The sequence below is a fragment of the Corallococcus sp. AB030 genome, assembly GCF_003668965.1.
GTDB lineage: Bacteria > Myxococcota > Myxococcia > Myxococcales > Myxococcaceae > Corallococcus > Corallococcus exiguus.
In genome coordinates this window covers 26,517-33,507 of sequence record NZ_RAWQ01000112.1, presented here as the reverse complement: position 1 = coordinate 33,507, position 6,991 = coordinate 26,517, and the positions used below count along the sequence as shown (strand labels likewise).

Here is a 6,991-nt window from a genome sequence, read left to right as displayed (position 1 = left end):
AACTGACATTCCCCCACCCCGGGCCCCCCTTGCCCATTCCCGTCGATATGTCCGGCCAGGAGGCGCGTTTCCCTGGGAGCCCGGGGCAGGAACGGCCTCCGGGGGACGAGCGCGGCTCGCAACGGGAAGACGGCATGGATGCAGCCGTACAGGGCTTGGGGATGACGACCCTCCAGTCGCGGCAGGACACAGAGAGGGCCGCGCGACCGGCGGCGCCGGACGAGGAGGCCCTGTCCCGGCGCGCGCTGACGGGGGAGCGTGCCGCGTGGGACGCGCTCATCGCGCGGCACCAGCGCCGGGTGGTGGTGTCGCTGCTCGCGCGGGGCATCCGGGTGGACCGGGCCCAGGAGCTGGCGCAGGAGACGTGGGCGCGCCTCATCCAGCAGCAGCAGCGAGGCCTGCTCACGGAGCTGCGGCTGCCGGCGCTCGCGCTCACCCAGGCGGCGTTCCTCGCGTCGGATGACGCCCGGCGCATGCGGCGCGAGTCGGTGGACGGCACGCTGGAGGACCTCCCGGAGCGGCAGCAGCCGGTGGACCCCGCACAGTCCGCGGAGAAGCGCCTGCTGTCGGAGGAGCAGCTCGCCCGGGCCCGGGACGCGCTGGAGCAGGTGTCACCGGGCGCGCGCAACGTCTTCCTCCTGGCCTGTGACGGCCAGGGACTTCCCCATGCAGAAGTCGCCTCCCGCGTCGGGCTGTCCGTCCAGCGCGTGCGACAGATTTTGTGCGAGGTCCGCAAGAAGCTGCGCACCGCGCTCGAAGAGGAACAACCATGATCAGCCCCACGCCCCACCTCACCCGCGACCGCACGGAGCAGTACCTGCTGGGCGCGCTGCCGCCCGAAGCCGAGGCGGAGCTGGAGGCCCACACGCTCACGTGCGAGCCGTGCGCGCGGCTGCTCCAGGAGGAGGCCCTGCTGGAGGAGCAGCTGTACGAAGTCGCCGCCGCCACGCCGCCCGACGCTGTCGTGGTGCGCCCCGCTCGCTGGCACCGTCCGGCCGCCGTCGCCGCGGCGCTGGTCGCGGTGGCGGCCTCCGTGTTCCTGATGCTGCGGTCCGGAGGGGAAACCGTCTCTCCGTCCGAGACGCCCGTGGAGGCACCGGTCTTCGCGGTGCAGGACACGCCGGTTGAGGATGACGAGGCGCCCCGGGACATCGTGGTCGCGTGCCCGGACCTGGCCACGCAGGAGCACTGCCTCAAGTCCGCGAGCGCGCGCGGGTTGCTCGTGTATCACCCCGGTGGACAGGGCGAGGTCCCCCGCTACGACGCGTCCAGCGGGCTGACCCAGGTGGCGCTGAGCTCGCGCCCGGCCGCGCTGTGAGGACTACCGTGATGACGCTCCGAACCCGCCTCCCCGGCCTGCTGCTCGCGCTCTGGACGCCCCTCGCGGCGGCCCAGACTCCGCCCGCCGTCGCGACGACGGCGCTCACGTCCACCGCGACGGCCGCGTCCGAGGCGACGGCGCCGAAGGCGAGCCCGACGTCCTCGGGCGCGAAGACAGCCGCGACAGCCAGGCCCGATACCTCGGCGCCGAAGGCGAGCCCGCCCCCGCCCACCAGTGCTCCAGCGCCCAGGCCCGGCGCGGAGGTGGCTTCCGTCACGACCGCCCCCGCCGCGTCCACGCCGCAATCAAGCGCGACGGCCCCGGCCACATCCGGCGGCATGCCCGCGTCGCCGGATGCCACGCGGACAAAGCTGCCGCAGGGCTGGTACGTCACCGAGAGCGCGCCCCAGCACTACGAGGCGGGCGTGGATGAAGCCTCCCCGTGCGAGGGCACGCGCAGCGCCTTCCTGCGCTCGCGCACGCAGGCCACGGACAGCTTCGGCACCTTCATGCAGGCCTTCAGCGCGCAGGACTTCCGGGGCAAGCGCCTGCGCTTCTCCGCGGCCGTGCGCCACCAGGACGTGAAGGGCTGGGCGGGGCTGTGGATGCGCGTGGAGGGCGCGGACCCCAAGCAGCCGCTCGCCTTCGACAACATGCAGGCGCGCGCCCTGGTGGGCACCCACGACTGCAAGCGCTACGACGTGGTGCTGGACGTGCCCAAGGAGGCCACCTCCATCATGGCGGGCCTCATCATGAGCGGCACCGGACAGGCGTGGCTCGGCGGCGTGCGCTTCGAGACAGTGGACGCGTCGGTGAAGACCACGGACCTGCTCGCCACCCCGCAGCCCCTGCCCTCCGGCCCCCAGGGCCTGGAGGATGGCCCCCTGCCCAAGGCGAACACGCCCCTGGGCAGGGTCGGCACCGCCTGGTTCGACACGCAGCGCGTGCAGACGGCGACGCCGCTCATGCGCGGCAAGGGCCCCTCATGGAAGGGCGAATTCGGCGACGAGCTCTTCGAGCACGGCATCGAGGTGAACGGCACCTACGAGCGGCGGGACCTTTCGGTGAAGGTGCGCGCTGGCGGCTCCGCCACCCTCATCGAGGGCACCTGGGGCGGAGAACCGCTGTTCATCCGGCTCGCGTCGGACTCGCTCCGCATCCGCTGGGGCGTCGACGACCAGCGCTTCGAACGGGACCTGGCTGCTCCCACGCAGCAGGGATGCAACGCGTACCGGCAGACCACGGGGCGCTTCGAACGGCAGTGGCTGGAGGTGTGCGGCGTGGCGCTCGCCACCCGGCCGCCTCTCACGCAGCTCGTGGCGGCGTTCCTGTCCGGTGGCGTGCGGGCCGGCGCCTCGCGAGGCCCCCTCCCCATGCCCAGGCTGCCGGTGCGCTCGGCCCAGCCGTACGACTCGTCCGGCCGGAACGTGCCCTCCTCCCAGCTCCAGTGAGGCAGAGCGAAGGCGGAAGGATCCCACCTTCCGCCGCTCCGCGCTTCACTCAGAACGCGAAGTCGCGCTCCAGCGTCTCCTGCCCGGCCTGCACCGTGAGGTGGGCCGCGTGCGCGCCGGTGGCCGCCGCCGTGGACAGGTCGAAGGACAGCCCCTCCGGTCCCTGCGTCGGCTTGAGCGACGGACGCCCGGGCGACAGGAACACGGCGGCCGTCACGGCGCGCGTGCCCAGGGGCTGAACCAGAAGCCGCACCCGCTGACGCTCGCGAACCAGCACCACGCGGAAGTCGCGCCGCTCCTCCAGCACCTCGCGGTGCTCCGGCAGGCGGGCCGCGCTGGGGCGCCGGGCCACGTCCGCGCGGGAGTCGCGCGTCGCGCGCGGAACCTGCGCGCCTTCCTCATCCAATTCCAGCGCCTCGTCGATGGCGGCGTCGCCCTCTTCCAGCGCCAGCACGGCCTGGGCGCACTCGCCGCAGCCGGCCGTGTGGGCCTCCACGCGCTCGCGCTCCTCGCGGCTCATCTCGCCGGAGTCCAGCCGCCACAGCTCGTCATCCGTGAGGTGGCGGCGCGGGGGCGTGTCCACCACCGCCGTGTCCGCCCGGTCCGCGCGACAGCTGGCGCAGTCCTTCAGGTGCTCCGGGTCCTTCATGGGGCGGCCCGTCCAGGACGCCACCAGGTCATCACAGCTGGCCCTCGCGGAGAACCACCAGGCGCCGGGGCGCTCCACGGGGTCCAGCAGGTCGCGCTCGGCGCGGCGCTCGGTGTTGAGCGGGATGAACCAGCGCGCCCGGGAGCGCAGCGAGGAGTCCAGGTGCCCCAGCGCCCCGAGAAAGCGCTCACGAGCGGCGCTCGCGTCCCCGTCCAGCGGGCCCTTCAACATCTCCCAGGTGACGAGCGCGCGGGCGGCGGAGGCGGCCCGGTCCCGGGCGGCCAGTCCTTCCAGCGCGGACGCGCGCCACAGCTCCGCCTCTTCACCCTCCTCGCCCAGCGCCACCTCCATCGACTCCTCGGCGGCACGCAGGAGCAACGGCTGGAGCGCCTGCGGTTTCTGCTGGACAAGCCAGGCTTCCACTTCGGGGCGGCCCAGGCCCTTCAAGGCCTCTTCCACCCCGTCGGTGCCGAGCCGGTCCGAGCGGCGCAGCACATCCCCCACCACCTCCAACAGCTCACCCACCGAGAGGGGGCCCGCGCCCAGGCGCGCGTACCGGGCCTGGTAGCGGGACAGCGCGTCGCCCTTCATCGCGACATCCCGGGCGAGGCGGAGGACATCATGCCCCCGCGAGACGTCACGACGGCTCCTCCGGCAGTCCGTCCCGCTGCAACTCCAGCAGGTACAAACGCAGGTATGCCTGGGCGCGGCTGACGCGCTTGTACGAGTTCACCACGCTGATGTTCAAACGACGTGCGCATTCCTCGTGATCCTCCACGTCCTCGTGGTGATAGAGTTCCCATGCGGAAGCCTCCTTTGGATGCTCCTGCTGGAGCCTGGCGTAGGCGGCCCAATACAGTTCCTGCGCCTCGGCGCGCTCTTCGCGACGCCGTGCGCCCTCCACCGCCCGGGCCACCTCGGACGGGGTCTCTTCCATGACGTCGTCGGGCGACACCGGCGCGGGCGCCAGCTCCTCCCGGTGCCGCCGGTAGAAGTCGATGGCGACGTGCTTGACGATGCGCAGGAAGAACGTCTTGGGAGACGCGCTCCTGCCCGGCATCTGCTCGGACACACCCCGGAACTGATCCAGGCCCCGGTCGAGGAACTTCCCCACCGCGTCCTGGAAGAGCTCGTCGGCGTCCGCCGGCGAACCCCGTCCGTAGCTGCCCTGAATCCGGCCAATGACGTAACGGGCCGGGCGCGCCCACCGCGCGCACAAGGCCCCCAACGGAGTCCCGATGGCCTCGCCTGTGGCGCGCCGCCGGGTCACCTCCGCGAACAATTCCTCATCCGTGAGCTGCTCGTACACCGGAAGACCCTGGAGGCTGTCCCGGGAGGTCCTCGTCCCGAGAGGTTGGGTTACGGGGATGTGGCGCGGCAAATTAACACGTTGCATCCGCGAACAGCCTCCGACTGGTTACCAGAACGCCCGACTCCGGCCCTCCGCGTTTCCTGACACGCTTTTTTCAGAAGCCCGCGGATGACGCGGCGGGTCGCCTCCATGGAGGCCCGGGCAGACTCCTAAGGTCCCGGAAGAAGGCCCGAAAATGGCGCCGTCAGGATTCCGGCCAGGGGGGCGTCCAGGGGCGCATCGCTTTCGAGCGCCCGGCCGAAGAGGCCCTACACGCCGTGGTTCGACTCCACCCCTCCGCTCGCAAGGCGGGGGGCCCGCCGGCGGTCCGGCACTGAACTCTGGATTCAGCCTTCCGGCTTCCTCACTCGGGCGCTCACTTTTTCCCTCTCATCTCCAGGCAGCCCTTCCGGGCATGCCTCTGTCCCGAAAGGGGGACGACCGCCATGACCGCTCGCACCCAGACGACCCTTCCGGAGACGCAGCGAGGACCGGCCGAGCGCCTGCTCGACGTGGTGCTCGGTGGCTCCGCCCATCTGTGGCACCACCGCCCTGGCCTGGACGTGAACGGCACCTGGGTGGCCGTCGCCGGTGCGGACGCGAAGGCCTTGTCGCGCGGCCGCAAGGCGGCGCCCGGCCTGTTCGTGCCCGCCGCGGTGAAGCTGTACGGCCAGCTGCTGGAGCTCTACCGCCTCAACCCGACGCTGATGGCGCACTTCGCGTCGTACGCGCTGACGCAGACGGACTGGCGCGACCTGAAGGTGGCCACCTGCGCGCTGATGCTGGTGCAGGAGCATGCGGGCCAGCCCGTGCGCGACGGCCAGGGCGCCATCGCCTTCCACGACGACGACTACCGCTCCATCGGCGAGGCCATGGTGCTGCACTACGTGCGCCGCTCCACGCGGATGCTCACGCCCAAGGCCGTGCTGCGCGTGGCGGAGCTGTTGGAGACGCCGGAGATCGCGCGCCTCAACCGCGCCGCGGGCTTCGGTGATCCGGCGTCTCGCAAGCCGCCCCTGGGCCGCTGGAAGCGCGTGGCCCAGAAGTGGCTGGCCGCGCGTGAGGCGAACCTGCCCATGCTCCAGGGCCTGGTGAAGGCGGGCTACAAGGAGACGCTGAAGAAGCTGGCGCGCAAGGCGGGCTACAAGCCCCAGTCGCAGGGCTTCTTCGAGGTGCTCGGCTGGAAGCAGAAGCAGGCGGACGGCGGCCACCGGCAGGTGGGGCTGCACGGGCTCACGCTGGTGAAGCGCGAGCGCTTCGACGGCCTCTCCGAGGCGGAGATCTGCGAGTGGATTGAACTGGAGCGCCTCTCCTACAAGGAGGTCGTGGGCCGGCTGCCGAAGGACGTGGGCCTCACGCCCGCCATCCTGGCCACGCTGCTGCCGTCGTTGTCGGACCGCGACCTGCGGCTGATGACGCCCACGCTGGAGGACCTGGGCCTGTTGCAGGAGCCATCCGTGAAGGCGCGCTGGGAGCGGGCGGTGGCGAACGCCACGGATCAGCGCTCGCTGAACATCGCGAAGAACGTCCGCGGTGAGGACGTGCGTCGCAAGCTGGAGGAGGCGAGCGACAACGCGGTGAAGAAGGCGGTGGCGGAGGCGACGGCGGAGACGGACGTGCGGGTGATGTTCCTCATCGACAAGTCGGGGTCCATGGAGGGCGCCATCGAGCAGTCCAAGGAGGCGCTGTCGCGCATCCTCGCGGGCTTCCCGCTGAACAAACTGCACGTGGCGGCGTTCGACACCATGGGCACGGTGCTGCAGCCCAAGGCGGCGAACCGCACGGCGGTGCAGCACATGCTGTCCGGGCTGAAGGCGTCCGGCGGCACGGTGCACGCGGCCGGTGTCCACGCGCTGCACCGCTCCGGGGTTCGCATCCCGGCGGAGGCGAAGCTGGTGGTGATGGTGGTGGGTGACGAAGCGGGCGAGGCAGGCGACCAGTTCGCCCGGGCCTTCCACGCGTGTGGCTACAGCGTGGCGGCCATGGCGCTGCTGGTGAGCGTGGCGGGAGCGCGCGGCAACACGGTGCGCTCGGGCGCGAAGCAGCTGGGCGTGCCGTTCAGTGAGGTGAGCGTGGGGCAGTTCGCGGACCCCTACCAGGTGCCGCGCGTGCTCCAGGCGCTGATGGACGCTCCGCGCGAGGCGGGGGCCAGCCAGTCCGGCTGGGTGGACCGGGTGATGAGCACGCCGCTGTTGAAGGTGGCGTGAAGAAGGAGGCAG

At 71.9% G+C, this 6,991-nt stretch carries 6 protein-coding genes; 4 read left to right on the top strand and 2 right to left on the bottom strand.

Going from position 1 to position 6,991, the window contains the following annotated elements; genetic code table 11:
* Nucleotides 1-134 precede the first annotated feature (134 nt).
* The 3 genes from D7Y15_RS24890 to D7Y15_RS24880 are packed head-to-tail and all read left to right on the top strand — an operon-like array spanning nt 135 to nt 2,772.
* On the top strand, nt 135-773 hold the full coding sequence (locus D7Y15_RS24890; protein WP_121754141.1) for an RNA polymerase sigma factor: 639 nt from the start codon (nt 135-137) through the stop codon (nt 771-773).
* A complete protein-coding gene (locus tag D7Y15_RS24885; protein ID WP_121754140.1) occupies nt 770-1,318 on the top strand; it encodes a zf-HC2 domain-containing protein in 549 nt (182 codons plus the stop codon). Before D7Y15_RS24890 ends, D7Y15_RS24885 begins: the two co-directional genes overlap by 4 nt.
* 11 nt (nt 1,319-1,329) lie before the next feature.
* Nucleotides 1,330-2,772, top strand: coding sequence for an AraC family transcriptional regulator (locus D7Y15_RS24880; protein WP_121754139.1), 1,443 nt, complete (start codon nt 1,330-1,332; stop codon nt 2,770-2,772).
* Between the two features lie 49 nt (nt 2,773-2,821).
* Here D7Y15_RS24880 and D7Y15_RS24875 read toward each other — a convergent pair whose 3' ends face one another.
* Together D7Y15_RS24875 and D7Y15_RS24870 are read right to left on the bottom strand one after the other, a co-directional pair.
* Nucleotides 2,822-4,012 carry an anti-sigma factor gene (locus D7Y15_RS24875; RefSeq protein ID WP_120577542.1) on the bottom strand — a complete coding sequence of 397 codons (1,191 nt, stop codon included), beginning with the start codon at nt 4,010-4,012 and terminating at the stop codon, nt 2,822-2,824.
* A gap of 46 nt (nt 4,013-4,058) precedes the next feature.
* Nucleotides 4,059-4,730: an RNA polymerase sigma factor gene (locus tag D7Y15_RS24870; RefSeq protein WP_120577543.1), complete on the bottom strand. Its 672-nt coding sequence runs from the start codon at nt 4,728-4,730 to the stop codon at nt 4,059-4,061.
* 488 nt (nt 4,731-5,218) lie between these two features.
* On the opposite strand from D7Y15_RS24870, the gene D7Y15_RS24865 reads away from it, so the two are divergent.
* Nucleotides 5,219-6,979, top strand: a complete 1,761-nt coding sequence (locus tag D7Y15_RS24865; protein ID WP_120577544.1) for a VWA domain-containing protein — start codon at nt 5,219-5,221, stop codon at nt 6,977-6,979.
* Nucleotides 6,980-6,991: the final 12 nt, after the last annotated feature.